The sequence below is a fragment of the Corynebacterium sp. CCM 9203 genome, assembly GCF_041357675.1.
Classification (GTDB): Bacteria; Actinomycetota; Actinomycetes; order Mycobacteriales; family Mycobacteriaceae; genus Corynebacterium.
Map to the genome: position 1 here is coordinate 60,356 of NZ_JAUERY010000004.1, position 26,367 is coordinate 86,722.

21 protein-coding genes and 1 pseudogene are annotated in these 26,367 nt (G+C 62.2%); 9 read left to right on the forward strand and 13 right to left on the reverse strand.

Going from position 1 to position 26,367, the window contains the following annotated elements; all coding sequences use genetic code 11:
- Positions 1–20: 20 nt before the first annotated feature.
- Both QWU44_RS09335 and QWU44_RS09340 read left to right on the forward strand, forming a co-directional pair.
- Positions 21–1,118 (forward strand): annotated as a pseudogene (locus QWU44_RS09335) (alpha/beta fold hydrolase); the annotation flags it as partial.
- 25 nt (positions 1,119–1,143) lie between these two features.
- Positions 1,144–2,694, forward strand: coding sequence for an acyl-CoA carboxylase subunit beta (locus QWU44_RS09340; protein ID WP_370915420.1), 1,551 nt, complete (start codon positions 1,144–1,146; stop codon positions 2,692–2,694).
- Positions 2,695–3,409: 715 nt separating this feature from the next.
- On the opposite strand, the gene QWU44_RS09345 is transcribed toward QWU44_RS09340, so the two are convergent.
- The 6 genes from QWU44_RS09345 to QWU44_RS09370 form a co-directional block, all read right to left on the reverse strand.
- A complete protein-coding gene (locus tag QWU44_RS09345; protein WP_370915421.1) occupies positions 3,410–3,889 on the reverse strand; it encodes a DUF3054 domain-containing protein in 480 nt (159 codons plus the stop codon).
- Positions 3,890–3,981: 92 nt separating this feature from the next.
- Positions 3,982–5,148: an N-acetylglucosamine-6-phosphate deacetylase gene (gene nagA, locus QWU44_RS09350; protein WP_370915422.1), complete on the reverse strand. Its 1,167-nt coding sequence runs from the start codon at positions 5,146–5,148 to the stop codon at positions 3,982–3,984.
- Between the two features lie 102 nt (positions 5,149–5,250).
- Positions 5,251–6,081 (reverse strand): DeoR/GlpR family DNA-binding transcription regulator, encoded by an 831-nt coding sequence (locus tag QWU44_RS09355; RefSeq protein ID WP_370915423.1) that lies wholly within the window; start codon positions 6,079–6,081, stop codon positions 5,251–5,253.
- 118 nt (positions 6,082–6,199) lie between these two features.
- Complete coding sequence (locus QWU44_RS09360; RefSeq protein ID WP_370915424.1) at positions 6,200–7,036, reverse strand: ketose-bisphosphate aldolase; 837 nt, start codon at positions 7,034–7,036, stop codon at positions 6,200–6,202.
- 28 nt (positions 7,037–7,064) lie between these two features.
- The gene (locus QWU44_RS09365) at positions 7,065–8,015 is read right to left on the reverse strand and encodes a 1-phosphofructokinase family hexose kinase (protein WP_370915425.1); all 951 of its coding nucleotides are present in this window, start codon (positions 8,013–8,015) and stop codon (positions 7,065–7,067) included.
- A gap of 33 nt (positions 8,016–8,048) precedes the next feature.
- Positions 8,049–8,945: an SIS domain-containing protein gene (locus tag QWU44_RS09370; RefSeq protein ID WP_370915426.1), complete on the reverse strand. Its 897-nt coding sequence runs from the start codon at positions 8,943–8,945 to the stop codon at positions 8,049–8,051.
- 594 nt (positions 8,946–9,539) lie between these two features.
- On the opposite strand from QWU44_RS09370, the gene QWU44_RS09375 reads away from it, so the two are divergent.
- From QWU44_RS09375 to QWU44_RS09395, 5 genes are all read left to right on the forward strand, one after another.
- Positions 9,540–9,983, forward strand: coding sequence for a PTS sugar transporter subunit IIA (locus QWU44_RS09375; protein ID WP_370915427.1), 444 nt, complete (start codon positions 9,540–9,542; stop codon positions 9,981–9,983).
- A 61-nt stretch (positions 9,984–10,044) separates the two neighbouring features.
- Positions 10,045–10,329 carry a PTS sugar transporter subunit IIB gene (locus tag QWU44_RS09380; protein ID WP_370915428.1) on the forward strand — a complete coding sequence of 95 codons (285 nt, stop codon included), beginning with the start codon at positions 10,045–10,047 and terminating at the stop codon, positions 10,327–10,329.
- 39 nt (positions 10,330–10,368) lie between these two features.
- Complete coding sequence (locus QWU44_RS09385) at positions 10,369–11,703, forward strand: PTS ascorbate transporter subunit IIC (RefSeq protein WP_370915429.1); 1,335 nt, start codon at positions 10,369–10,371, stop codon at positions 11,701–11,703.
- A gap of 117 nt (positions 11,704–11,820) precedes the next feature.
- Positions 11,821–12,570: a sugar isomerase domain-containing protein gene (locus QWU44_RS09390; protein WP_370915430.1), complete on the forward strand. Its 750-nt coding sequence runs from the start codon at positions 11,821–11,823 to the stop codon at positions 12,568–12,570.
- A 194-nt stretch (positions 12,571–12,764) separates the two neighbouring features.
- A complete protein-coding gene (locus tag QWU44_RS09395) occupies positions 12,765–14,237 on the forward strand; it encodes a hypothetical protein (protein WP_370915431.1) in 1,473 nt (490 codons plus the stop codon).
- 333 nt (positions 14,238–14,570) lie between these two features.
- On the opposite strand, the gene QWU44_RS09400 is transcribed toward QWU44_RS09395, so the two are convergent.
- Genes QWU44_RS09400 through trmB form a run of 4 tightly spaced genes read right to left on the reverse strand, consistent with a single transcriptional unit; the run spans position 14,571 to position 19,534 of the window.
- Positions 14,571–15,665 (reverse strand): YbhN family protein, encoded by a 1,095-nt coding sequence (locus tag QWU44_RS09400; protein WP_370915432.1) that lies wholly within the window; start codon positions 15,663–15,665, stop codon positions 14,571–14,573.
- On the reverse strand, positions 15,662–17,977 hold the full coding sequence (locus QWU44_RS09405) for an MMPL family transporter (protein ID WP_370915433.1): 2,316 nt from the start codon (positions 17,975–17,977) through the stop codon (positions 15,662–15,664). The genes QWU44_RS09400 and QWU44_RS09405 overlap by 4 nt, the downstream gene beginning before the upstream one ends.
- Positions 17,978–18,025: 48 nt before the next feature.
- Positions 18,026–18,712, reverse strand: coding sequence for an NYN domain-containing protein (locus QWU44_RS09410; RefSeq protein WP_370915434.1), 687 nt, complete (start codon positions 18,710–18,712; stop codon positions 18,026–18,028).
- Positions 18,713–18,766: 54 nt separating this feature from the next.
- Positions 18,767–19,534: a tRNA (guanosine(46)-N7)-methyltransferase TrmB gene (gene trmB / locus QWU44_RS09415; protein ID WP_370915435.1), complete on the reverse strand. Its 768-nt coding sequence runs from the start codon at positions 19,532–19,534 to the stop codon at positions 18,767–18,769.
- 313 nt (positions 19,535–19,847) lie between these two features.
- Here trmB and QWU44_RS09420 point away from each other — a divergent pair, with 313 nt between their 5' ends.
- The gene (locus QWU44_RS09420) at positions 19,848–21,683 is read left to right on the forward strand and encodes a phosphoenolpyruvate carboxykinase (GTP) (RefSeq protein WP_370915436.1); all 1,836 of its coding nucleotides are present in this window, start codon (positions 19,848–19,850) and stop codon (positions 21,681–21,683) included.
- Between the two features lie 50 nt (positions 21,684–21,733).
- On the opposite strand, the gene QWU44_RS09425 is transcribed toward QWU44_RS09420, so the two are convergent.
- Entirely contained in the window at positions 21,734–22,510 is a 777-nt protein-coding gene (locus QWU44_RS09425) for a class I SAM-dependent methyltransferase (RefSeq protein WP_370915437.1), read from the reverse strand.
- 42 nt (positions 22,511–22,552) lie between these two features.
- Here QWU44_RS09425 and QWU44_RS09430 point away from each other — a divergent pair, with 42 nt between their 5' ends.
- On the forward strand, positions 22,553–23,671 hold the full coding sequence (locus QWU44_RS09430) for a glycosyltransferase family 4 protein (RefSeq protein ID WP_370915438.1): 1,119 nt from the start codon (positions 22,553–22,555) through the stop codon (positions 23,669–23,671).
- Here the strand turns inward: QWU44_RS09430 and QWU44_RS09435 are convergent.
- Both QWU44_RS09435 and QWU44_RS09440 read right to left on the reverse strand, forming a co-directional pair.
- Complete coding sequence (locus tag QWU44_RS09435) at positions 23,616–25,115, reverse strand: hypothetical protein (RefSeq protein ID WP_370915439.1); 1,500 nt, start codon at positions 25,113–25,115, stop codon at positions 23,616–23,618. The two genes, QWU44_RS09430 and QWU44_RS09435, sit on opposite strands and share 56 nt — an antisense overlap.
- A gap of 10 nt (positions 25,116–25,125) precedes the next feature.
- A complete protein-coding gene (locus QWU44_RS09440) occupies positions 25,126–26,316 on the reverse strand; it encodes a DUF3068 domain-containing protein (protein WP_370915440.1) in 1,191 nt (396 codons plus the stop codon).
- Between the last annotated feature and the right edge of the window lie 51 nt (positions 26,317–26,367).

The following is a 26,367-nucleotide window of genomic DNA, read 5'->3' on the forward strand; positions in this document are numbered from 1 at the left end:
CGGGTGGCGGGCAGCGGTCTGGGAGCCAGGGCGTGGGGGTCGCTCCGCGCGATGCCTCCGAACGTCTCGTGTTCGCGACTTGGGCAGCGCTGACCGGCGCGGCCGCGGCCGGGGTAACCAGTGATTTGCCCGAGGTCGACGAGAAGACCGCGACTGCCATCGCGGAGCGCCTCACCGAACGCTCCGGCACGGAGATCACGGTTGAACAGGTCCGCGATGCCCAGACCCTTGAACCTCTGGCCGATGCTGTGCGTGAGGGTCTTGAAACCGAGGTCGAGGGCAACATCCGTGTATTACGGCCCCGTGCCGAGGGCTCGGACAAGCCTGCCGTGTTCATGTTCCACCCGGCCGGTGGGTCCTCGGTGGTCTACCAGCCACTGATGCGCAGACTGCCGGAAGACGTTCCGGTCTACGGTGTGGAAAGGCTCGAAGGTTCGCTCGAGGATCGTGCGGCCGCGTACATCGATGAGATCCGCAACTACTCGGAGGGACGCCCGGTGATTCTCGGTGGTTGGAGCTTCGGTGGTGCACTCGCCTACGAGGTTGCGCATCAGCTCGTCGGGTCGGACATTGAGATCCAGCAGATAGTGCTCCTGGACACGGTGCAACCCTCTGAACCGGCTCCGGACACGTTGGAGGAGACGAAGGCACGTTGGCAGCGTTATCAGGCCTTTGCGAAGAAGACCTATGGCCTGGATTTCCCGGTGCCCTTTGATCTCCTCGAGAGTGCCGGTGAGGAAGCCCTGCTCACCATGATGGGTGAGTTCCTCGCCAACACGGACGCAACCGAGCACGGACTGTCCGCCGGTGTCCTCGAGCACCAGCGTGCAAGCTTCGTGGACAACCGTATTCTCGACACCGTGGATCTCGGTCGCTGGGCCGACGTCCGGGTGCCGGTGCTGTTGTTCCGAGCGGAGCGGATGCATGACGGTGCGATTGAACTTGAACCGCGTCTCGCACAGATTGACCCTGACGGCGGATGGTCCGCTATCGTTAATGAGTTGGAGATCGTTCAATTGAGCGGAGACCATCTCGCCATAGTGGACGAGCCGGTCATCGGGACCGTCGGTGCGCACCTCACCCGGCGCATCGAAGAGCTCGCCCGCAACGGCAACTAGAACCAGAAGAGATAAAAGAGGCGAAGTGACCGGTCACACCACTGCTGAAAAGCTCGCGGATCTGCACGCCAAACTCGCGCGGGCACAGGACCCGGGCAGTGAGAAAGCCCGTGCCAAGCGTGATGCCGAAGGTTTGACGACGCCCCGCCACCGCATCTCCCGGCTCCTCGACGAGGGTTCCTTCGTCGAGATCGGTGCGCTCGGGCGCACGCCCGATACCCCGGATGCCCCATACGGAGACGGTGTCGTCGCAGGGTACGGCCGTATCGGTGGCCGGCCGGTTGCGATTTACGCGCACGACAAGACGGTGTTCGGTGGTTCCGTCGGGGTGACCTTCGGAAAGAAGGTCTGCGAGGTCATGGACATGGCCATCCGTATTGGTTGTCCGGTCATCGGTATCAACGATTCGGGTGGTGCCCGTATCCAGGACGCGGTGACCTCTCTCGCGATGTATTCGGAGATCGCCCGCAGGCAACTGCCGCTCTCCGGTCGTAGCCCGCAGATCTCCATCATGTTGGGCAAGTGCGCAGGGGGTGCGGTGTATGCCCCGGTCACCACCGATTTCGTCATCGCGGTGGAGGACCGTTCCGAGATGTATGTCACGGGTCCCGAGGTGATCAAGAGTGTGACCGGCGAGGTCATCACCTCTGCTGAGCTGGGTGGTGCGAATGAGCAGATGCTCAACGGCAACGTCTCCTACGTCGCCACCGATGAGGAGGACGCCTATGACTACGTCCGTGAGCTTCTCGATCATTTGCCGAGTTCCTGCTTTGAGGAGGCACCTGTTTTCGCCGCCGAGGGCGATATCCCGACCGACCGGGATCTCGCGCTTGATTCGTTCATGCCGGACGACACCAATGCCGGCTATGACATGCACGATCTTCTGGACCAGATCTTCGATGACGATGATTTCCTGGAGATTCAGGCGGATTATGCACCGAACATGATCACCGGGTTCACGCGTATCGACGGTCATAGTGTCGGCGTGATCGCCAATCAGCCGATGTTCTACGCCGGCTGCATCGACGCGGATGCTGCTGACAAATCCTCCCGTTTCATCCGGATCTGCGACGCCTACAACATCCCGCTGGTGTTTGTCGTCGACACCCCCGGGTATCTTCCGGGTGTTGAGCAGGAGAAGCTCGGTCTGATCCACCGTGGCGCGAAGCTCGGGTTCTCCGTCGTAGAGGCCACCGTCCCGAAGATTTCGCTCATCGTCCGCAAAGCATACGGCGGCGCCTACGCCGTGATGGGTTCGAAGTCCCTCTCCGGTGACATCAACCTCGCCTGGCCGACCGCCCAGGTCGCCGTCATGGGTGCCGCAGCGGCCGTTGTGATGATTCAGGGCCGACAGATCGCCGCTGCCCCACCGGAGCAGCGCGAGTACATGAAGAAGATCTTCATGGACTTCTACGACGAGAACATGACAAGCCCCTACGTCGCCGCCGAGCGCGGTTACATCGACGCGATGATTGAGCCCAACCAGACCCGCGTCGCGCTCCGCCAGGCACTGCGCCAGCTCTCGACCAAGCGGGTGCCCGTGGAGCAGAAGAAACACACGATCATGCCGATGTGAGCGGAAGTCGGAGAAGGCTGGACTCGGCGTGGCTTTGATGAACGCCGTGAAATGTCACTTCACGGACTCCCGGGCCAGCAGCACCATGTCCCCCTCACCCCTATGACCAGGGGATTGGGGACTGATAGGTCACCGAGCGTCCATCGGGGGCTCCGTAATGCGAGTCGGGGAAACGATCGAGAACCACTGGTACGCCCACACTGCGGAGGATGCCTTTCACGGCAGAAGTTGGCTGGTGCTCCAGGGTGTCGTGACAGAGCATCATCGGCACCGGGAAGAAGCGCTACCATCCCTCTCTACCGTTGTTTTTCCAGATGGCCGAGCGGTTTTTCTGCCGTATCGAGGACATTTTCATTCCCCAGACCGATAAGAAGACTGACCGGGAAGTCGCCCGTGTAGGATCTCCGTTGCCGACAGGGCCCGCCGGGGTGGTCCTCTCCCCCCATGATCAGAGCGTGTGACGTCAAGGAGGAAGAAACCCCGGCGGTGTTTCCACACTGTTCACCCCGGTGACGGCGGAAGTCCGTTCACCGCGTTGTAGTGTGAAGTGGCACCAGCCCATCGGAGTGCCCCGTCTCCGGTTCTCCGACGACCCATGAGGAGAACGTCCGTGCCCACCACCCTGTCCACCGTCGTCGACCTGTTGACCGGTATACCGGGGGCCATCACCCTCGCTTACTGGTTATAGTCGCACCTCTCCTGTGAAGTTAGGGCACTACTTCAGTTGAGGTTTCCCGGCGCTGCCCCGCTGTTGACGGCGCCGCCAGTCTGTCGCACGAGAGTTTCTGATCCACCCCAGTCGACGCGAGGTGGTTCCGAGAGCCCGCCAGCCGAGGAGTAGGAGTGCGGACATGAGGCCCGCGACGATCATGAATGACCAGTGTGGGATTGCTGAGTGCCGTACCCCCCAGATCGCCAGGCCGGTCGCGAAGGTGACGAGCCAGACGGTGATTCCGCCTGGGTTGATTGGCAGTGGTTCGCGGTGTTTCACCGCGAGGATCCCGTAGGCGAGCAGGACACCGACGAGGAACGGCCAGGCGGTGCCGAGCCATCCGCTCACCGAGAAGTCAAGGCCGTCGCCGCGATGCGCCAGCCGAGCCAATAACGCGAACAGGAGAAGCGCAGTCAGGTCGGCTCTCAGTGCATGACGGCGACCGATGATGAAGGCGAGGAGGGAGTTCGGGGGTCTATTCACTATGGTGCTCCTCACTGCGGGCCTCTCGGTGGAAGGGCCCGACGCAGGGTACCCGGCGTCGGGCATCTCGCCCTTGACTCTACCCCGCCCGGTCAGGCTGGTTCGATAGCTTCGCCGGCTGCCCAGATCCGTGTCGGCAGCAGAGACTCTGAATTGAGAATGAGTACGTCGCCAGGGTATCCGGCGGCGATCCGGCCATATCGAGTGTCAACCCCGATGCATCGTGCGGCGTGTCCAGTGGCGGCGGCGACGGCGACATCGAGGGGCACCCCGACCTCGTGTACAGCGTTGGCCACCGCGCGGTCCATGGTCAGGGTGGATCCTGCGAGTGAATCGCCTTCAGCGAGGCGGGCGACGCCGTCGCGGACCTTCACCTTGAGCTGCCCGAGCATGTAATCTCCGTCCGGGTTGCAGGTCGCGGACATCGCATCGGTGACGAGCACGACGCGTTCGGGGGCTTCAAGGAACAGGGAACGGACCACCTGCGGATGGACGTGGATTCCGTCGTTGATGACCTCGACCCATACGCGCTCGTCGCGGAGCGCGGCGATGACCGGGCCTGGTGCGCGGTGGTGGATGCCGTTCATCCCGTTGAATGCGTGGGTGAGTTGGGTGGCGCCGTTGTCGAACGCCTCGCGTGCGGTCTCGTAGCTTGCGTTGGTGTGTCCGACGGCTGCGACGACACCGTTGTTCACGAGGAGTTTCACGGCTTCGGTGCCGTTCTCCCGTTCGGGGGCGATGGTCATCTGCACGATGGTTCCCTCGCCGGCGTCGAGGATACGCCGAACATTGTCGTCGGTCGGATCCTTGAGTTCGTGCAGGGGATGGGCTCCCTTGTGCCCTGGATCCAGAAACGGCCCCTCGGGGTGCAGACCGAGGACGCGGGGGTTGGTACGAACGATCTCCGCGCCTTCGCGGATACGCTGCTCCATCAGGTCGAGTGAGTCGGTGACATAGGAAAGGACGGCGCGGGTCGTGCCGTGGGCAGCGTGTTTCGCCAGAGCTGTGGTGGTTGCTTCGGGACCGTCATCGTAGGCGACCCCGCCGCCGCCGTGATGGTGGACATCGATGTATCCGGGAACGACAGGGGCGCCCTGGGCGTCGATGATCTCGGCGCCGCCGCTCGGCCAGTCGTGGGATTCGGCGGTGGTGCCGACATGCGTGATCACACCGTCCGCGATACGTAGTGCACCATCGGCCACGGTTCCGCCGATGGTGCCGTCATAGATGGTTGCTGAATGAATGATCAGGGGGGACATTGCTTCTGAATCCTTTTCGGGGTCTTGCACATCATGCCGGGAGTGAACACTCCCGGTGGGTTGGAACTGGGCCGTGCAGGTCTTGATGAGCATCACCTGCTGTCAGATCACGGAACGCTGCACGGAAGGTGTGTCCTGGCGTGCGATGACCATGTTGTAACCGAGCTGGGTGAGTCGACGTGACCAAGACGGGTCGACGTCGGGATCTGTGACGATGGTATTCACGGTGTCTATCCCACCGAGGGATGAGAAGGAGCGACGCCCGAACTTCGAGTGGTCCGCGACGATCACCGGTGTGATGGCCCGAGTGGCCATCGTCCGATTTGTCTGCGCCTCGAACTCGTCGACGGTTCCAGGACCGTTCTCGTCGATACCGTTGGCACCGATGAATGCGACGTCCATGCTCAGTTGTCCGAGTACCGTTGCGCCGAGGGGGCCGGTCAATTCGTAGGAATTGCCGTTGAGGACACCTCCGATGAGCACGATTTTCATGTTCGCGCTTCCCGCGAGGAGATAGGCGATGTCGATGGCGTTCGTGACGACGGTGACCACCGGGTAGTTCGTCGGCATGTCACCGGGGGACTGTTCAGCAGCCCACTCGACCAACTGCTGCGCGATGGTGCCGACAGTCGATCCGCCGGACATACCGACCACGCAACCGGGCTCCAGGTAATTGAGGCAGTACCTGGCGATGGTGTTCTTCTCCGTGAGCTGCTGCATCCGCTTCTGCCGAACGGGAGTATCGAAGGCGACGATGTTGCTCCGCGCACCGCCGCGGGTACGTCGCAGCAAACCCCGTTCTGCGAGGGCATCGAGATCCCGGCGTGCCGTCGCGGGCGAGATCTCCAGTTCGTCGACGAGTTGCTCGACAGTCACCGTGCCGGTGTCCGCGATGGTGTCGAGAATCGTGGTGAGGCGCTCGCTGCGGATCATCGCCGTTCCTCCTGTACTGGGATCATGCATCGTCGTGGGGCAGAAAAAGTGGGTCCGTCCGGTCATCGCTCTCTGACTCGTGAGCGATGACCGGACGATTCATGGTTCGTAGCTGATTCTATACTTCGGTGAAAACGCCGATCAGTCGCTCTGCCTCCGTGCTCAAAGCCTCACGTCCCGCCTTGATGTACTTGCGGGAGTCCGTCACCGAGGGGTTATCGTCCAGGAATGCGCGCACGGCACGGGTGAAATGGCCATTGAGGTGCGTCGACACGTTGATCTTCGTCATGCCGGCGCGGATACCGCGCTGGATCTCCTCGTCCGGGACGCCGGAGGAACCGTGGAGCACCAGCGGCACGCCGGCGGCGTCTTTGAGTTCGCCGATCAGGTCGATGTCGAGGGACGCGGTGCGTTCCTGCATGGCGTGTTCGGAACCGACGGCGACGGCCAGGCCGTCGACACCGGTGTCAGCGACGAACTGCTTGGCCTCGTCCGGGCTGGTTCGGACGCCCGGGGTGTGGGCGGTCTTGCCGCCGATCTCGCCGAGCTCTGCCTCGACCGTCGCACCGCGCTCGTGGGCGTAGCGGACGACCTCAGCGGTGTTCGCTATGTTCTCTTCGACGCTCAGGGTCGAGCCGTCGTACATCACGGAGTCGAAGCCGAGGTCGATGGCCTGCTTGGCCAGCGCGACGGACTCGCAGTGGTCGAGGTGGACGGCGATCGGTGCGGAGGACGCCTCGGCTAGCGCGATCATGGCGCGTCCGATGGGCTCCAGGTTGTCGCCGTGATAGCGGACGCAGTTGTGGCTCATCTGCAGGATGACCGGCTTGCCGGCGCGCTCCGCTGCGGACACCAGCGCCTCTGCGGTCTCGAGGTGGATGACGTTGAAGGCAGCGGCGCCGATCTGCTTCTCAGCGGCAGCCTTGACGACGTCGAAGGTGTTGATTCTGGTCATGGTGTGTGACTTCCTTCGTGTGAATGTCTCAGTTGGTGCGTTCATCGATGATCACGTCGTTGGCGAGCTCCTGCCACCGGTCACTGATCACGCCGGCGGTGTCCTCCAGAACTGCCGCTGCGGACCATGCAGTGGCACGGCGGAGGAGTTCGCTGCGCTCGAGTTCGTCGATGAGTCCGGTGGCCAGGGCGGAGACGAGGGCATCTCCGGCCCCGGTGGGGTTTCCGGTCAACGGCTGGGGAAGGCGCGTCCGGGTGCTGCCGTCATGATCCACCGCGAGAAGCCCGTCCTCACCCATGGACACGATGACCAGACCCACACCCAGATCAAGGAGCTGAGCTGCACCGACCTCGAGGTCATCTGTTCCGGTGGTTTCCGCGAGTTCTGCGGCGTTCGGTTTGACGACGTCGACGCCCGCCCGGCAGGCGGTCCTGAGATGTGACCCCGCACAGTCGACGATGATGCGCCCACCTGCCTCGCGGGTGCGCGTGATGAGATCGTTGAGGACGTTCTCGTCCGCGCCGGGAGGCCAGGATCCGGATACTGTGACGACGCTGCCCGGATGATCCACCAGTACCTGCCCAAGTTGATCAACGAGCCTGGTCCAGATCTCGTCCGGGTGTCGGTCACCTCTCTCGTTGATGATGCTCGTCGCCCCGTCGCTGATGGTGTGGATGGCGAAGGTCTCCCGGAGTCGCACGGGGGTCGGGGTGAACGCCGATTCCGGGGCGGCTTTACCGTCGGGGGCCGTGTAGGTTGGTGCATCGTCATTGACGGGGCCCAGCATGACCGCCGGGTAACCCTCCGCAGCAGCGACTGCCGCGACGTTGACGCCCTTGCCACCGAGTTTGCGCTGTGCGGTGTCGATGCGGTGCGTCTTCTCGGGGACAAGGCGGTCCAGCGTGATCGTCACATCGAGGGCGGGGTTCGGGGTGATGGCGATGACGGCGGCGCCGCCTGCGGGGGATTGCGTACTCACGTGCTGATCCTTCGTTTCAGTACCCGTTTGTGATTACTTCAGGATGACGGAACGGGTCAGGTTGCGCGGGTGATCCGCATCCAGGCCGCGGGTCCGGGCGGTCGCGAGTGCGATGCGGTGGACGCGTACGAGATCCGCCAGGGGGTCCAGATCATCGTCGATGAACCGGGCACCGGTGTCTGCGACCTGCTCTGCGAGGCCCTCGGGGGCAGGGCCGAAGTTCCAGGTGATGCGGCCTTCGGAGGCGATGGCGATCGGGCCGTGGCGGTATTCCATGGAGCTGTAGGATTCGGTCCATGCCTGGCAGGATTCTCGCATCTTCAAGGCGGCTTCGGTGGCTAGCCCGAGCCGCCAGTCGGTGCCGAGGAAGGAGTACTGCTCGGCGTTGACGAGGGATTCGTCGAGGTCTGCAGCGAGGATGTCGCGGGCCTGGGCGATGGACTTCTCGATGACGGAGCGGTCATCGATGGAGGCCCGGAGGAAGGTCAGTGCGGTGGTGGCGAACCTGGTCTGGACGACAGACTGTTCGTCGGCGAACTCGAGGTTGATCACGTGATCGGCGAGTTCCGCGACGGGGGAGTTCTGGTCACCGAGCACGGCGATGGTGCGCATCCGGTCTCCGACCTTCTTCAGCAGGTCGATGATTTCGCTGGTGGTACCGGAACGGGTGATTGTGATGAGGACGTCGTAATCGCGGTCGAGACGGGCTTCGGTTGCGGTGTAGGCGTCGGTGACACCGTGTCCGGCACTCTCCCGGAGAGCGGCGTAGGACTGCGCCATGAACCAGGAGGTGCCGCAGCCGACGACGGCGACGCGTTCACCGGGCTTCGGGAGGACGGAGCGCTCCTGCTCCATGTCAAGTGCCTTCTGCCAAGTGTCCGGCTGGCTGGTGAGTTCCTGTTCCATGTGGGTGCCGAGTGCACTGCTCATGCTGATCGTCTCCTAACGAAAAGACTGTGAATGGCTGATTCGTGGCTGCGTGGAGGTAACGGCGATCCGTCCGACCGTCGTCCCGTTCACGTCCTCCGTTTGGGGACGACCAAGGTGGGTGAAGGTCAGCGGATTGTCACCTTCGATGATTGCAGATGATTGAAAAGCTGTCTACCCAATCGTCAAACGATCAGAGATATTTCACACTCGGGGGTGACGGTTCGGACATGTCTGATGGGCGTTAGTGACGTTTTCCGCTTCGCAATGTCGGCTATGACATGCATCACTTAATGTATAAAAGTGCAGGTAATGATGCATTATTTGACCACGATCGGGGTGTCTAACTGGAATTGCCACCCATTTTGGCGGTGACAAGGGTGGGGGGAGCCTCCTTGGTTGAAGTGATTGAAAATGGAAATTAAGGCTTGCGGCACGCAAAACTGCTCAATACGATCAGTGTTGTGACAGGCGCACAGCGCGTAAACAGGGAGCTGGGCCACAGAAACCTGCTTCCGGCCACAGTCCTGTCACCCACTCGCGGGTGGCAGAACGTAGAAAACGATCACGAACGAATCACCGGAGGATGAGGAGACAATGACCTTCAAACCCGATGCGGTCGCCGCAAAACAGAGTGCTGCAGACTGGCGGGAAGCCATCCGACTGGTCGGAGGACTCTACGAGCGGGAAGGAATTGCCACCAGCGAGTACGCGGAAGCGATGATCGACGGTGTGACCGAGTTCGGTCCCTACATGGTGCTGATGCCAGGTCTGGCGATGCCGCACGCAAAGTCCACATCCGGAGTGAATCGTGCCGGAACCGCCGTTGTCACTCTGTCCACCCCGGTGGATTTCGGCAGTCCCGCCAACGATCCCGTCGATGTACTCGTTTCCTTCGCCGCAGGTGACAGGAAAGGTCACATGGAAATGATTAAGTCATTGGCCAAGGTGCTCTCCGACGGCGAACTGATTGATCGTGTCCGGGCCGCGGAGACCGACGAGGAACTCGCCGCAATCTTCGCGGAGCGCAACGACGACTGAAAGCTTCATCTGCTTCACATTCACACCAGACAAACCACACACCGACAGTAAGGACACCACAATGATCTCCATCGCAACCGTCTGCGGCATGGGCCTCGGAACTTCCATGATGCTCGCCAGCCAGATCCGCACCCTCCTCAAGGGTGAGAACATCGATGCACGGGTTCAGGCCATCGACCTCGGCTCCTTCAAGTCCCAGCCCTCCGACATCGTGGTCACCACCAGCGGTATGGCCAGCAATGTCCAGGGAACGAAGTCCATCGTCGTACTCATCGACAATCTCATCGACAAGAACGAGGTCCGCACCAAGGTGCTCGACGCCGTCAATGAGTTCAACTCCAAGTAGTTAATCCACCACCTTCTTACAGATTGGTGCTGAATCGCCATGAATCCCGTTCTCCAGTTCATTGTTGAGCTGATCCAGATCCCGGCCGTCATTGTCGGCGCGATCGCCTTCATTGGTCTGATGGTCCAGAAGAAGCCCACCGGCGATGTCGTCACCGGAACGGTGAAGACAGCCCTGTCGCTGCTGATCATCGGTGGTGGCGCAGGCGTCCTCGTCCAAGGACTCTCTCCCATCCAGCAGATGTTCGAGATGGCATTCCCCGCCTCGGGTATCACCACCTTCGTTACTTTCGATGAGGCCGTCGTCTCCGCCGTCCAGTCATCAGGTGTCGGTTCCATCGGTTCCGAAATCGGGCTGACCATGTTGTTCGGCTACATGTTCCACCTGTTCCTGGCACGTGTGACCCCCTGGCACTACGTCTACCTCACGGGCCACATGATCTGGGTCCACGCCGGTGCATTTACCATTTTGATGCACTCCCTCGGCTTCAACCCCTTCCTCACGGTCTTCACCGCGTCGCTGCTGGTCGGTTTCTACTACACGGTCGCCCCCGCCATCGCGCAGCCCTTCGTCCGCAGGATCACAGGCGGCGACGAGGTCGGTTTCGCACATGGCCAGACCCTGCTGAACGTCCTCTGCGGCTACCTCGGCATGGTTATCGGCAATAAGGAGAAGTCCACCGAGGACACCCAGCTTCCCGAGAAGCTCTCCTTCTTCCGTGATGTCGCGGTCTCCACGACCATCGTCATGACGATCGTCTCCCTGCTGTCCGCGAGCGCTGCGGTCATCACCGGTGGTACCGGGGCCTTCCAAGCCGCGACTGATGACGGTGGCATCTCGAATGGCCAGAACTGGATCGTGTTCGCCCTGCTGATGGCGCTGCAGTTCACCGCCGGTATGCTCATCCTGCTCTACGGTGTCCGCATGCTGATCGGTGAGATCGTCCCCGCCTTCGAGGGCATCTCGCAGAAGGTCATCCCGAACGCCATCCCGGCCCTCGACGTCCCGGTCCTGTTCGCCTTCGCCCCCAACGCCCTGCTCGTTGGTCTGATCTCCGGCCTCATCGGCCAGATTGCCGGTATGGCGCTGTGTGTCGCGCTCGGCTGGCCGGTCCCGATCCCGTCAATGATCGTCGCCTTCTTCGCTTCCGGTACCGCCGCCATCTTCGCGAACTCCACAGGTGGCCGCACCGCCGCCTGGCTCGGTGGCTTCCTCTGGGGCTTCCTCGGCTGGATACTCATCTCCTACGCCTTCAACATGCAGGTGTTCGGCGACCTCACGCCGTACAACGCAGACGGCCTCGGCTTCACCGTTCCGGACGCCATCGTCCCCGCCATCGTCGTGGACGGAATCGGAAAGCTCTTCGGAGTCTGATAGCCCCCTCCGGTGCCCGGGATATTCGCCCGGGCACCGGCTCAGGGCGGTGTCCGATCCGTCCGCCCACCGATTGTCACTCACCACGTTCAACCAGACAGAAGGAAGAGAAACACCATGTCAGACCTTCTCAACACCTACTTCGACGAAATCACCGCACTGCTCGCGAAGATCCGCGAGGAAGAGCTCCCCAAGATCGAGGATGCTGCGGACACCATCGCCGACAAGGTTATCGCAGGCGGCCGTATCTTCGCCTTCGGTGCCTCCCACTCGTCGCTGCCGGTCCAGGACATCGTCTACCGCGCGGGTGGTCTGATGCTCATCAACCCCCTCTACGGCCCCGGCATCGAAGCCCTGACCACGCGCCCCACCACCCTCGGTTCCCAAATGGAGCAGATGCCCGGCTACGGTGAAGTGCTCTTCAACAACTCCCCGCTAAAGGAGGGCGACGTCCTCATCGACGTCTCCGTCTCTGGCCGTAACGCCGTGCCGGTTGAGCTGGCCCGCAAGGCACGTGAGAACGGTGTCTTCGTCGTCGCCCTGACCTCGCAGAAGTACACCTCGGCTGTTGACTCCCGTGTCCCGGACGGAACTAAACTGCTCGACCACGCCGATGTTGTCCTCGACAACAAGGTCGATCCGGGCGACGCCGTCCTCTCCCTCGATGGCATTCCGCAGAAGTTCACCCCGGCCTCCGGCGTGACCTCCACCGCCATGCTGCACAGCCTCTCCGCCGCGATCATCGAGAAGCTGCTCGCCAAGGGCTTCTCAGCACCGGTGTTCCTCGCCGCCAACCTCGATGGTGGCGCTGAGTGGAACGCCAAGCACATGGCCGAGAACGCCGACCGGATCTTCTACCTGAACTAATCCGGCCTGCTCGCTCGCGTTCCCCGCTGCGCGCGAAACCTCCCGCCCACCCCTTTCCCGGACGAAAGCGGGTGGGCGGATCTCCAGCACACACAGACCTTCCTGAATTTCCCCGACCGGTACACCGATACACGCAAAAGCGGTCCGGTCTTCCACAAGGTGTCATACGGCACCTCACCAGCAAGGAGAACACCATGAAGAAACTCCCGCTGAAAAAGACTATTGCTGTCTTGGCTGTCAGCGCCGTGAGTCTCCCACTCTATGGGTTCGTCGGATCGAGTAGCTCCGTCGGATCGAGCGACTTTGACTTCGGAAACTTGTTCAGTTCGCTGAACGGGTTTAGCAGCGCCACCGTTGACCCGGCACCAGGCGGTGACGGGGATGCCCACCGTGACGGCTGGAAACTCCAGTACCAGGAGACCTTCGATACCGCCCCGAACCTCGATGCGGTTCCGTGGGTCCAGGACACTTACGGTGACAACCGGTGGAACGTCGACGAGTTTGACGATGACGGCATCTACTTCCAGCACATCGGTGGCCCTTGGTTCGACCGGGCACTCAACAGCTTCAAGCTGCTGCGAAAGAGTGTCCCGATCGGTGAAAAGGGATGGCTGACCGTCGAAATGGGCACCCGGGACATCAATCCCGACGGCTCCAAGGCAACACCGCCCACGCTGGAAGTTGAAAACGGTGCTGCGAAGCTCAATGTGCCGTGGGATGGCGGTTTGATTCTGACCGCAACTGACCCGCTGCCCAGCCAGTACCGCGTCGAATACGAACTCAAGACCCTCGACTTCGGAGGCAAGCGGCCCGGCGGGGAGAATGGCGGTTGGGACTACGACGGCAAGACCAACGGCTACACTCCCGGGGAATGCAAGACCAACTTCCCGTGGACCCGCAGGGGTGACTACAGCCAGGGCGAGTCCGAGAAGGTCGACGGCTGCGCGAAGCCCTGGGGCAACGTCACCGCAGAGAACGGCTACTACCTGCTGTCCATCATGGACTACGCACACCCCGCGCCGCACAACAACATCTTCATCCACAGCCACCGCAAGGTCGGCATGGACATCTACTCCGTGAACGGTGGCTGGGCCAAGGCCTACAAGACCTGCAACCCCGCCACCAAGGAGATCTTCTCCTACCTCGACTCCAACGGCAACGGTGTCAACGAGATCTTCTTCGACGGTGGTGCCTGGCGCGACAAGGGCTTCGCCTACAACCAGTTCGTCATGCACACCGAGTGCGGCATCCGCGACGGTTCGGAGAAGAACGCAACCATCGTCTCCGCAGTCGAACTGCAGCCCGAGCTTATGCCGAACGAAACCTACACGTTCGCGATCGAGCGCACCGCCACCGGCTACGTGCAGGAGATGACAGGTAACTTCAAGAATGTCGGGCATCAGACCTACCGCTACGAGCGCCCGTTCGTCAGCGAGGTCAACGGTCGACCCACGGCGATCTGGCACTACAACCAGACTCCCGACGAGTACGACGGCAGCTTCAACGAGACATTGACCTTCGACGAGGGCAAATACGGCTCGTTCTCGAAGGATATGTGGCCCAAGGGTTCCGCGTACCCGGACAACTTCGTCATCGGGATCCCGCACCTGAACTACTACGAAGGTTCCGCTACGGTCGACAACATCCGGCTTTACACGCCGGAGTAAAAACGGCCCCGCACGGTTCGGACACCGCAGTCGATGGCTCAGGACGTCGGCTGCGGTGATATCCCCGGTGGTGGCCAAGCCAACCGCCGAAAAACAGTGCTCCGAAGTATCCCGCGCCCCGCATTGTCCAGCGGGGCGCGGTTTTTTGGTTTCCGGACAGTGGAGCCGTACCCAGCGGGTGTCTCTGTGTTGCACATGTGGTTTGGCGGTCGGGGAGGGTGCCCCACCTGAAGATGAGGGGAGCAGCTCGAACAGAGAAAAACCGCCCGGGGATACCCGGCCGGTTGAGGTGGGAACGCATGAAATCGTGGATTGCGGGGGTGTGCGGTGTCGTCAGTGGAGCCGGTTGCGCTCGTCGACCGTGATGACCGTGCTGGCGGCGAGGGTTTTCTTGCTCACCCCCCGGCGGGTGAAATAGACGAGGTAGACGAGCCATCCGATGGCGGTGACCGTGAGGAAGGAGATCATACGGTAGACGAACACGGCTCCGAATGCGTTTACACCGGTCATTCCGACGGCGACGAGGGTCGCGGTCATCGCTGCTTCGACGGGGCCGAGACCTCCCGGGGTGGCTTGGACGGTTCCGGCGATCTTGGCTGTCACGTAGGCGAGCGTCACGCCGGCGATGGTGGTGTGATCGGCATCCGCGTAGATCGCGGGGAAGATGCCAGTGACTGCCCAGACGCTAGCCCATAGTGCGACGATGTCGAATCCCCAGTTAAGGAGCGACCAGAGGGAGATGACCGCGAATCGTGGCAGGGTCAGCCGGACATCGTGGAGCTGATGTACGTGATTGAGAATGCTTTCGAGCCCCTCCGTCTGGTCCCTCCGCCGGAGTGCGTTGAACCGGGGCCACCATCTGCGGACCCATCTGGCGAGGTGGCGTGGGTTTCCGGAGGCCCAGTAAACGGCCCACGCGAGGAGTGACATCACGGCGAATGTGACGATGAGTGATAGGAGCGACAGGTCGGCGCCGAGGACGACGATGGCGGACGCCCCGAGTGCGACGAGCCACATTGTCGACAGTGCGCCGGAGAGGACGATCTGCCAGGAACAGACCATGACCCCGGCCCCCCAGGAACGCATCGTCTGATACTGGAGAACCGTGGAGAATGCCTGGCCCCCGGGAAATGATGATGACCAGGAATTGGAAGCGAACGTGAGCGCATTCGCATCCCGGCGCCGGATTTTCACCCCGCCCGCGCGGAGAAGGAGACGGAGGACGTTCGCCATGGAGTAGAGCGATGCGAGCGATGCGAGGAAAACCACGCTGACTCCGGCGGGCTCGGCGCGCCGGACAGCACCGAGGCCCCGGATGAAGAAGTCGGTGCGATCACGGAGGAAGAAAATGGCCAGCGCAACGAGAATAAGTGGTGCGCCCCACCTCACCCAGGGGTTGCGACGAAAGCGTCTGAATCTCCGGATCATCTTTCGATTCTCCGGTTTACCTGTCCGGTGTCGTCGGCTTGAAGGCGGGCGAGGAGTTCAGGAAAGGGGATGAGATCGTCATCGTCATGTACGGTTCGTCCGTGCCGGGCTGCCTCGCAGTCATCGATGACGATGGCGTGGTCGACGGGGAGATCCCCGGGTACAGGTATTGCGGTCGGGATGTCGGAACCGTGGCCGAGGTGCTGGGCAGCTTTTTTAATGAAACCGGGTGCCCACCAGTTGTCTTCCCTCAGGAGGTGCATGACGGCAGGTACCAGGAGCATGCGGATGATGGTCGCGTCGAGAATCAGCGCGGCGATCATACCGAATGCGATGTACTTCATCATGACGATCTCGGAGAACCCGAAGGCACCGCAGACGACGATCATGATGACGGCGGCGGCGGTGATGATGGATCCGGTGTGCGCCGTGCCGTAGCGGATCGCCTGGTCCGTGCTAGCCCCCCGCTCCCGGGCCTCGACCATCCGGGAGACGAGGAACACCTCGTAGTCCGTGGATAGTCCGTAGATGATCGCCATGATGAGCACGAGGACTGGGCTCATGAGCGGCCCGGCGGAGTACCCGAGGAACGACGATCCGAGGCCGTCGACGAACATGGCGGTGAGGATACCGAGGGTTGCCCCCATACCGAGGATGGTCATGATCACGGCCTTGGCAGGCAGGATGAGGGACCCGAAGGTCAGCGCCATGAGGATGAACGTGGCGATGACCACGTAGAGCGCCATCCACGGCAGTTTCTTGAAGAGCGCCTCGATGGACTCCACTTCGAGGGCGGGTGTGCCACCGATGTAGACGTCGACGCCCTCGGGGACGTTGATCTCCCGGAGCTTCTCGACGACCGACTCATTGAATGTTCGGTCGGTGATTCCGGCTGCGAGGATGGTGGTGCCGTTCTCGGTGGGGGAACTGGGGCTGAATCGTCCGGTCAGCCCGGGTACGGCGTTGGCCTGCTGGTAGACCTGAACGAGCTGATCGTTGGTGGCGCCAGTGACCACGAGTTTGATGGGTTCCGTGCGGAAGGCCGGGAAGGTCGAGTCGAATTCGGCCTGGGCCTGTCGAACATCATTGTCCGGGGGCAGGTACGTCTCATTGATCCCGCCGAACTTGACTCCGGCCAACGGCAGGGTGAGCAGGAGGAGTCCGGCGACGATCGCAAGTGTGACGATCTTCGAGTGCCGCATTGCCCAGGCGGGGACACGGCCCCAGAAGCCCTGGGTCACGTCCTCCCCGGCATGGGAGGTCTTCCTGATCGCGAACCTGTCTACACGACGCCCGAGGAGGCCGAAGATGCTGGGGAGCACGGTGATGGACAGGAGTGCCGCCAGGCCCACGGCGCTGATCGCACCGTATGCCACGGACTTGAGGAACGCCTGAGGGAAGATGAACAGGCCGGACAAAGCGACGGCCACCATACCTGCGGAGAAAACTACGGTCTTTCCTGCCGTCGCCGTTGTTGTCGCCACGGCGTCGGGGACGTCGGATCCGCGGTCCAGTTCCTCCCGGAATCGGGACACCATGAACAGCCCGTAGTCGATCGCGAGTCCGAGGCCCAGCAATGTGACCACTGACTGGGCGAACACGTTGACCTGGGTGAATCCGGCGAGAATGGAGAGGATTCCGAGTGAACCCAGGATCGAAAGAACACCGACGATCAGCGGCATGGTGGCCGCGATGATCGATCCGAAGACCACGAGGAGCAGGAGCGCGACGGCAGGCAGTGCGTAGAGCTCGGCTCGGGAGACATCTCCGGCCATTCCTTCGTCGAGGGCATCCGCGACGGCCGTGGACCCGGCGACGGAGACCCGGAAACCGTCTGGGAGACCGTCGGGGATGAGGTCATCTTCGACGGCACGGAAATCCTTCAGCGTCTGTTCACCGTCGCCCCTGAGTCCGATTGCGGCGAATGCGGTGCGGTGATCATCGGTGACGAGCTGCCGGTTACGGGTGCTGTCGAAGTAGCTCGTGACATGGCTGATCTCGTCGGGGTGCTCGGCCCGGAACCGGTTGAGATGCTCGGAGATCATACGGAACGCCGTAGGGTCATCGACCGTTGCATCATCTGGAGCCTTCACCAGAAGGATGACATCGCCGTTGTTATCGCGCCCGAAGGTTTCGAGTTCTATTGCTGCGGCGCGGCTGGAGGACGAACCAGGATCATCCCAACCCTCTTGACTCATCCGGTCGTCGAGGCGCAGACCGAACAGGACGTAGAGAGCGCAGATCGCGGTGAGTACCACCACCGGAACCACACGGCGGTACCGGTAGGCGAGTCGTCCCCAAGTCGTGAACACAGCGTTGTCGGCTCCTTTTCTTCGTTTTCGAGGGTTGAAACGGTCGGCTCAGGACCGGTGGGAGAGGAGCGCTGACAGCGGGCGGAATGGCTGCAGCCAGGCGCCTCCCTCGGGAAGCGAATCGAGGGAGATACGCGGCAGGGGCTCCCGGAATACTCCGGGTATCTCTTCGAGATCGATGAACTCGATCATCTCCGAACTGACTGCCCAGGAGGCGTGCTCATGGAACCCGATGACGGTGACCGGCATCTCGTCAGCCAATTCTTCGAGGGTCTCACGGAAGTTCTGACCGTCGGCACTGGCGACGACGAGCCCGTGGAGCACGCCCTCTTCGTGGCGTCGTCGAATGTGGGCGAGCATGTCCGGATCGACGTCCGAGTCATCATCGGTCTTGGGCTTGGCGAAGACCGCGAAACCGACATTCCGTAGTGCCTCGACCCACGGGCGGACGACGTCGGCGCCACCCGGAGCGACGTTGGTGAATACCGTTGCCTCGGGCTCGAGGTGGAACCCGAGTTCCTCAGAGCGCATTGATGCGCGTCCGAGGAGCCACCGGCCAATGGCGTCGAAGCGCGGACGGTAGACGGCGGTGGGGCGTCCTCCGAGGATGGCACCGAGCCCCATGTCGAGGTTCGGGGCATCCCAGACAAGCAGAAGTGTTTCGGGACCGTACTCCGCGGCGGGGTCGGAGTGGTCGCTGTAGTTGTGTGTGTGATCGTGGTGGGCGTTATTCATGTGCGGATCTTTCGCTGGTGTACGGCACCGGTTCGGCCGTGGGCACGGTGGAGGTCACAGGGGACGCTGCCAGAGGAATTCGGTGATGTTGTGGTCACGATCGAGGCCCTTGCCCTCGAATTTAGTGATCACCTGTCGGTCGACCAGTTGCGGGCAGTCTGGCCACGGCCAGCCCCGGAACTTCAGGTCAGGTTCGACGTCGATGAGCTCGTTGATCCACTCGGCGTAGTCGGCGTGATCGGTGGCGACATGCAGGACGCCGCCCGGCTTCAACCGTCCGGCGATGAGGTGTAGTGGACCGGATTGGATGATACGGCGTTTGTGGTGCCGTGCCTTTGGCCACGGGTCCGGGAAGAAGATGCGCACACCGGAAAGAGAACCCGGGGCGATCATGCGGTTCAGTACCTCGATGCCGTCACCCCGGATCATCCGGATATTGTCGATGTCTCCGCGCACCGTCGCACCGAGAAGCTTGGCGAGGCCCGGCTTGTAGAGTTCGACCGCAATGACGTTCACGTCGGGTTCCTTGACTGCCATCGCCGCAGTGGAGGTGCCTGTACCGGAACCGATCTCCAGGATGGTTGGCGCGGTACGCCCAAACCAGGCGTCCGTGTCGATCATCTCGTCGACCAGAACCTTGCCGAAGTGGGGCCAGTGTTCATTCCACAGCTTCTGCTGGTTGTCGGTCAGGGTGCCTCGTCTGAATGTGACGTTACCCAGACGCGGATAATCCAGGCCGTCATCGAAGACAGACTGGAGGCGGCGACCGGAGGGAAGTTCCCCGAGATCGTTCGGCATAGGAGAGTTATCGGTACTAGACATCTCATCCAGTTTGCCTGCTGTGCCCGAGAAACTTCAATATATGGAGCCACGCCCTTGTGTTGCAGATCACTTTTCTTCTTGTGTTGCTGTCGTGGTGGAGTTTGCGTGGCTGCAATTCAGCCCTGAACGGGGGTGCTTTCCGAACATGCAATCGGGTTATTTATACGGCTTTGAGTGGTATTTTCGGGGGTGATGCACTGGTAATGACAAATGTGGTCAGAGTCTCAATCTGACTGCCTGCGGGGGGTGATGGGGTACAGCTACGCTAAAAGTTGAGAACTCTGCCGAACGACAGAAGATGTCAGGAGTAAAGATGACCGAGTCAACAATCCCACGCCTTGAGGGTGTACTGCCCACGAAGAACAAGGAACTGATCCGATGGATCTCCGAAGCTGTGGAACTGTTCCAGCCGGAGAAGGTCGTCTTCGCCGACGGCTCCCAGGAAGAATGGGATCGGCTCGGGGCTGAACTCGTCGAGGCCGGTACCCTCATCAAGCTGAATGAGGAGAAGCGCCCGAACAGCTACCTGGCGCGTTCGAACCCGGCCGATGTCGCCCGCGTTGAATCCCGTACATTCATCTGCTCCGAGGATGAGTCGGGGGCTGGTCCCACCAACAACTGGATGGATCCGGCCGAGATGAAGGCCGAGATGACCGAGTGCTTCCGGGGGGCCATGAAGGGCCGGACGATGTACGTCGTCCCCTTCTGCATGGGGCCGATCAGTGACCCTGACCCGAAGCTGGGTGTCCAGTTGACGGATTCCGCATACGTGGTCATGTCCATGCGCATCATGACCCGCATGGGTACCGAGGCCCTGAATAAGATCGGCGAAGACGGCGAGTTTGTACACGCCCTTCATTCCGTCGGTGCCCCGCTCGAGCCGGGTCAAGATGACGTCGCCTGGCCCTGCAACGACAACAAGTACATCACGCAGTTCCCGGACACCCGCGAGATCTGGTCCTACGGTTCCGGCTACGGCGGAAACGCCATCCTGGCGAAGAAGTGCTATGCCCTGCGGATCGCATCTGTCATGGCCCGTGACGAGGGATGGATGGCCGAGCACATGCTCATCCTGAAGCTCACCTCCCCGGAGAACAAGTCCTACTATATCTGCGCCGCTTTCCCGTCGGCCTGTGGCAAGACGAACCTGGCAATGCTGGAACCCACCATTGACGGCTGGACGGCTGAGGTGGTTGGTGATGACATTGCGTGGTTGAAGTTCGGTGAGGATGGCCGACTCTATGCGGTTAACCCGGAGAATGGCTTTTTCGGTGTTGCACCCGGTACCAACTACGATTCGAATCCCAACGCCATGAAGACGATGGAGCCGGGCAACTCCCTGTTCACCAACGTCGCACTCACCGATGACGGTGATGTCTGGTGGGAAGGACTGGAGAACAAGCCCGCCCACGCGATCGACTGGAAAGGCAACGACTGGACCCCCGACTCCGAGGAGCCGTCCAGTCACCCGAACTCCCGCTACTGCGTCCCGATCTCCCAGTGCCCCGTCGCGGCGGAGGAATTCGATGACTGGCGTGGTGTCCCGGTATCCGCGATTCTGTTCGGTGGTCGGCGCCCTGACACCGTCCCGCTGGTTACTCAGGCATTCGACTGGAACCACGCCACTATGATCGGTACCCTGCTGTCCTCCGGACAGACCGCCGCCTCATCCGAAGCGAAGGTCGGTGCTCTGCGCCACGATCCCATGGCCATGCTACCTTTTATCGGGTACAACGCAGGCGAGTACCTCCAGCACTGGATCGACATGGGCAACAAGGGCGGCGACAAGATGCCGCCGGTGTTCCTAGTGAACTGGTTCCGCAAGGGAGATGACGGCCGTTTCCTGTGGCCCGGATTTGGCGAGAACAGTCGTGTACTGAAATGGATCGTTGACCGCATCGAGGGCCGTGTCGATGCTGATGAGACCGTTGCAGGCCACACCGCTCGCGCCGAGGATCTTGATCTTACCGGCCTGGACACCCCGCGGGCCGATGTTGAGGAAGCCCTGACCGCTCCCCCGGAGCAGTGGGCCCGCGACATGGAAGACAACGCTGCCTGGCTGGAGAAGCTCGGTCCTACCGTACCCAAGGAGGTTTTCGACCAGTTCGAGGCACTCAAGGGGCGCATTGAGAAGGCCAATAACGCCTAGCGCTGTGCACTGAAATGAGCCCGGCCAGTAAACTCCGACAAGGGCTCATTTCAGTTCTTCCGGAGGACAATCACTAGATTGCTCACCGCAAACTCCCTGAGCAAGGGGACACGGACCAGCCACCATGCCCACCATGGGTGATAGCGGGGGAATACAGCGCAGACTTCCGCGCCCGTTCGTTGCGCCCACCGAAGTCCATCGCGGCAGGACACACTGAACAGTGATTCGCCAAACACGTTCTTCGGTCGGTAACCATGCTTCCGTAAGTACCGGTCCCGGGCGTAGGCACCACCGATGTAGTGCGGAAGAAATCCCGTCTCGTGCCCACCGAACGGACCCAGCCATACCGTGTAGCTCAACACCACCAGCCCTCCGGGGCGGGTGACCCGGTGCATCTCATCGCCCATCGCCCACGGCTCAGCGATATGTTCCGCGACATTGGAGGAATAGGTCACGTCGAAGGTGTCATCACGGAATGGAAGTGCTGTGCCGGAACCACGGACCGATGCCTCGACCGCTATCCCCGCGGCTGCCATCTCCCCGGCGTCCGGCTCCACGGTGAAATAAGAGCAGTTCCGTGAAGTGAATGCTCTCGAGAAGTACCCAGGCCCGCCCCCGACGTCGAGAATCCAGCATCCAGCCAGACCGTTCCCGGAACAGTCGGTATGGAGCGATTCTAGGAGTAGAGCGGTGTCCTCCGCGAGATGCCCGTAGAACACGGCAGGGTCGGTCTGCTCGAAGCGGAAATCGCTCAGCAGGTCGAGTGATCGGCGGAGCGTCGCGAGGCCGCGGGTACGGGGTAGTCGGAAGGAAGGCGGAAAGTACACGGTGTCAGTGTATCGGCGTGGGGTGATTAGACTGGCAGGGTCATGAAAATCCTGTTCCTCTGCTGGCGCGACACCACCCATCCCCAGGGGGGTGGTAGTGAGCGCTACCTGGAGCGCGTCGGCGAGTATCTCGTCCAGCACGGGCACCAGGTGGTCTACCGCACCGCCGCCCACGATGCTGCCCCCCGCCGTCAGGTCCGTGATGGAATCCGGTTCAGCCGCGCGGGTGGTAAATTCACCGTTTACCCGCGCGCCTGGTGCGCCCTCGTGGCCGGACGCTTCGGTGTCGGGTCGTTACGGGGAGTCGACGTCATCGTGGACACCCAGAACGGGATTCCCTTCTTCGCCCGGATCTTCAGCAATCGTCCGACGGTCCTGCTCACCCACCACTGTCACCGGGAACAATGGCCGGTGGCGGGGCCGGTGCTGAGCCGGGTCGGCTGGTTTCTGGAACGTTGTGTCGCCCCCCGGGTGTACCGGTGCAGTCCCTATGTCACGGTCTCGGAGCCGTCGGCGGAGGAACTCATGGAACTAGGGGTCGCTGCTGAGGCAATCCGGATCATCCGTAACGGAATCGACCCCGCCCCGGTAGACTTCGCTCGCTACCCTGACACCGGGACGACGCATCTGGTGACACTGTCTCGTCTCGTACCACACAAGCAGATCGAGCATGCCATGGATGTGATCGCGGCTCTCGCGCCGACGCACGACGTGGTGCTCGACGTGATCGGGTCGGGGTGGTGGGAACAGAAGCTCAGGGACTACGCGCTGGCTCTCGGTGTTGCGGACCGGGTCGTTCTGTACGGTCAGGTCAGCGAGGAACACAAGCACGCTCTTCTCGCCCGTGCCACTCTGCACCTGATGCCGTCCCGGAAAGAGGGATGGGGGCTCGCGGTCATCGAGGCCGCCCAACACGGGGTCCCCACCATCGGTTACCACAGTTCAGCGGGGCTCAATGACTCCGTCATCGATGAGGTCACGGGAGTACTCGTCGACGACAAGGCGGCACTGATCCGCGCGACGGCGGCACTCATCGAGAATCCCGCCCGTCGCACCCGACTCGGTGGGGAAGCCAATAAGCGTGCCGCCAAGTTCTCCTGGGCGTTCACTGGTGCTCTATTCGCCGATCTCTTGGAAGATGTCGCGGCAGAACGACGGTGAGTGGTACCGACAGCCACAGCATGGTCAACCCGATCCCCAGCCACCACCGCCAACCACGTCGCGGGTGATCTGTGCCAAGTTCATGGAGCACCCCGTCATCGACGACAACCCCAATCCCGGATGAACGGACAGTCTTGACATCGCCCTCCCGCCAGGCCGTCACCGCCTCGATCCATCGGGGATTGGGGGCGTCGGTGAGTTCACCGTCCACCCGCAGAGCACCTGGTTCCACCAGAGAGATAGCCTTCGCCCGGGGATCGAGCACCGTTCGGCCCCGGTATGTCGTGATGGTCCCAGTATCAGTGACCAGCACGTCTCGACCGTCGGCGACATTTGCAAGTTCCACCCACGCCGGGTCCGCTGGTAACGGCTGCAACGCCCCCACCGCACGGGGCGCATCCGGGACCTGGAGCACCGCAAGGATGATGACCACGCACCCGAGAATCCCCCGGCGGTCCGCAACCAGCGCGGCCAGTGCACAGTACGCCGGTACCGCCAGTGCAACGTACTTCTGGGCATCGCGCAGCAGACCGGCCCCCGGAAGATTCGCCAGCAGCCACGCCGCAAAAGCGGGCATCAGCCACCACCCCACCGCGATACCGAACCCGATCCCAGCGAGGACCAGTATCGGGCGGGGGCATCTGCGCACTCCGGTCAGCAACAGTGCCGCGAGCAGCACACCGAACACTGCGAATCCGCTTGCGCGCGACACCGGAACCGCCGCCCCGTTCCAGATACCGCCTAGTCCCGCCAACGCACCGACGGTTCCGACGAGATGCTCCGCCCGCGGTGCGAACACCGCGGCACCGTCTGCGCCAGTGCCCGCTCCGTCCACCAGAGCAGGCACCAGCCACGGCAGTGACACTACGGCACCGACAACACCGGTGAACCACATCTGACCGCGCCGCCCCAACGAACACGTCACAGCCACCGTAATGCCTAGGACCGCACCCGTCGGAGTGAGTGAGGCCGCCCACGCCCCCAGCAGCAACACCGCCCGATTCCCCACCAGCCCCGCCCAGGCGATCATCGGTAACAACCATGTCGCGACGACCAGTGACCAGTGCCCCTGCACCAGCCGTTCCACCACGAAGGGATTGACTACCGTCACGGTCACCGCCGCGATCTGCGGAGCGATCCGGGATCCGCCGGTGACCTGACGGGCCAGTGCCGCTGCTCCCGCCGCCCCCGCCAGCGCCCCAGCGAGAAGACAGAGACGGGTGACGAAAGCGGCGTCGACAAGCACCCCCACCAGTGCCAGCGCCCCGTCCTGGGGTGCGTTGCGGGCGGGAAGATCCCCGAAACCCAGTGCCGACAGGCTCACCGCAGGGTGCGGGAGGACCACCATGTCCCGCTGAATCAGCGCCCCGGCCCCGGCCAGCGGCCACAGCAGCATGCCGACACAGAACACCGACCATGCGGTCAGAACAGTGTGGCGAGTCATCCCACAGAGTCTACGACCGGGCCTCCGGACGGCGGCGCAATAGCCAGCCACCCAGCAGAATCAACAGAGCGCCGACGACACCGATACCCCAGCCAACCGTGCCCAACAGATTCAGTTTCGATCGGCCTTCAAGGGCTTTTTCCCACTGACGTTCCTGCGTGTCGGTGTTCCACTCGGCTGTCATCGCGAGCGCCGTCCGGTTCGGGTTACCGTCCGACTCGGGGGCGGCGAAATGAGCCTGTGCGACAGCTTGCGCCTCGGCATCATTGCGGGCGAAGAAATAGTTGAGGTATTCGCGGCCGTGCACGATCACACCCGTCGTCGGCTCGACCCACAGCGTACGGTCATTGGCGTAGTAGCGGGTCATCGTCACCCGCTCTTCCGGATCCAGCCCTTGCTGCTCAAGTTCCTCGGGTGTGTACCAGTCACGCGCGGGTGTGCTCATCCGCAGGGCGTTCAACGACGCCTTCTCATGTTCACTGATCTCACCGTCCAGATTGAACACCCTACTGATCGCGGTGAACATGTTGACAGGTTCGATCTGCTGGTTGTAGCGCATCACCTCGACATCCTCATGCCCCGGAAGAATGTCCTCATCAACGAAATCGACGGGATACGTCGCCTGTGCGGTGGTGTCGAAGTACGGGTATGAGCGCGCCTCCGAATCGAAGGGGAACTGGTACTGGATGCCCTCGCGAATGAAGCCGTTGCGCATGTCATCCAGACCCAGTCGCGGCGATGTCGCATGGAAGCTCGACACGGGTTCTAGAACTGGCAGAGCAGTTCGCCGGTTCAGGGTAACTGTGTCCACCGTCGCGGAGATCACGTTCTCAGGTTCCGGGCGATCCGTACGCATCAGGATGTTGCCCGCCCGCAACGTGACGACGTCCTTGTCGGCCGGCTCGACCACGCCGATGCTACGGCTTCCGAAGACGGGGGTCGAATGGCTGATGAAGCAGGACACCCGGGGATGATCCCCCTCACACGCGGAATCTCCCGCATGCTCGGGCAGTACTTCACGTGTCCCGAACGCTCGGGAATCCAACAGCGTCGCTTCCACCTCTCGGGTGACGGTCTTACCGCCCGCATCCAGCGGGATCACCTTCAGGCGTGGAATCAGGAAAGACGGCAGGAGAAGGGCGACGGCGATGAGCGCCACGCCGAGAGTGAGAGCAATGAAACCGGAGACCCGCGAGGCCATCGCGACCCCCTTCCAACTAGGATCTGTGCAAGAACATGTGCCCGGATGACG

Coding starts and splice junctions, on each gene's coding strand:
- nagA (WP_370915422.1), bottom strand. CDS start 5,148: ATGTCCCCCCTGATCATTCATTCAGCAACCATCTATGACGGCACCATC.
- QWU44_RS09380 (WP_370915428.1), top strand. CDS start 10,045: ATGATCTCCATCGCAACCGTCTGCGGCATGGGCCTCGGAACTTCCATG.
- QWU44_RS09375 (WP_370915427.1), top strand. CDS start 9,540: ATGACCTTCAAACCCGATGCGGTCGCCGCAAAACAGAGTGCTGCAGAC.
- QWU44_RS09420 (WP_370915436.1), top strand. CDS start 19,848: ATGACCGAGTCAACAATCCCACGCCTTGAGGGTGTACTGCCCACGAAG.
- QWU44_RS09370 (WP_370915426.1), bottom strand. CDS start 8,945: ATGAGCAGTGCACTCGGCACCCACATGGAACAGGAACTCACCAGCCAG.
- QWU44_RS09360 (WP_370915424.1), bottom strand. CDS start 7,036: ATGACCAGAATCAACACCTTCGACGTCGTCAAGGCTGCCGCTGAGAAG.
- QWU44_RS09400 (WP_370915432.1), bottom strand. CDS start 15,665: ATGATCCGGAGATTCAGACGCTTTCGTCGCAACCCCTGGGTGAGGTGG.
- QWU44_RS09355 (WP_370915423.1), bottom strand. CDS start 6,081: ATGATCCGCAGCGAGCGCCTCACCACGATTCTCGACACCATCGCGGAC.
- QWU44_RS09440 (WP_370915440.1), bottom strand. CDS start 26,316: ATGGCCTCGCGGGTCTCCGGTTTCATTGCTCTCACTCTCGGCGTGGCG.
- QWU44_RS09385 (WP_370915429.1), top strand. CDS start 10,369: ATGAATCCCGTTCTCCAGTTCATTGTTGAGCTGATCCAGATCCCGGCC.
- QWU44_RS09395 (WP_370915431.1), top strand. CDS start 12,765: ATGAAGAAACTCCCGCTGAAAAAGACTATTGCTGTCTTGGCTGTCAGC.
- QWU44_RS09390 (WP_370915430.1), top strand. CDS start 11,821: ATGTCAGACCTTCTCAACACCTACTTCGACGAAATCACCGCACTGCTC.
- QWU44_RS09430 (WP_370915438.1), top strand. CDS start 22,553: ATGAAAATCCTGTTCCTCTGCTGGCGCGACACCACCCATCCCCAGGGG.
- QWU44_RS09435 (WP_370915439.1), bottom strand. CDS start 25,115: ATGACTCGCCACACTGTTCTGACCGCATGGTCGGTGTTCTGTGTCGGC.
- QWU44_RS09410 (WP_370915434.1), bottom strand. CDS start 18,712: ATGAATAACGCCCACCACGATCACACACACAACTACAGCGACCACTCC.
- trmB (WP_370915435.1), bottom strand. CDS start 19,534: ATGTCTAGTACCGATAACTCTCCTATGCCGAACGATCTCGGGGAACTT.